We start from the raw sequence: 322 nt of genomic DNA, 5'->3' as shown, positions 1-322 counted from the left end.
GCGCGCAACGGCGATGAGGGCGACCATCTTGGGCTTTCCAGCGGTCACCAGGCGCCGATAGAAGACCTTGAGCTGCGGATGGTACCGGCTGGCCGACAGAGCGGCCATGTAGAGCCCCGCGCGCAGCTTGGCTCTTCCGCCGCCGATCATGCTCTTGCCCTTCCAGCGGCCCGACTGGCGGGTGAACGGGGCAAGACCGGCGAGGCTCGCGATCTGGCGCCGATTGAGTGCGCCGAGTTCCGGCACCTCGGCAAGGAAGGTCCGCGCGAGGGTGTTGCTCACGCCAGGAAAGCTGACCAGCAGTTCCTCCTTGGCGCGCCAG

General features: G+C 67.7%; 1 protein-coding gene. It reads right to left on the bottom strand.

The genetic code is table 11. The features are described from left to right. The coding region (locus BraRD5C2_RS33545; protein WP_223975711.1) for a transposase at positions 1-322 on the bottom strand (322 nt) is incomplete at both ends.

This window comes from Bradyrhizobium sp. RD5-C2 (assembly GCF_019972155.1).
GTDB lineage: Bacteria > Pseudomonadota > Alphaproteobacteria > Rhizobiales > Xanthobacteraceae > Bradyrhizobium.
This window is presented reverse-complemented; position numbering and strand designations above follow the sequence as displayed.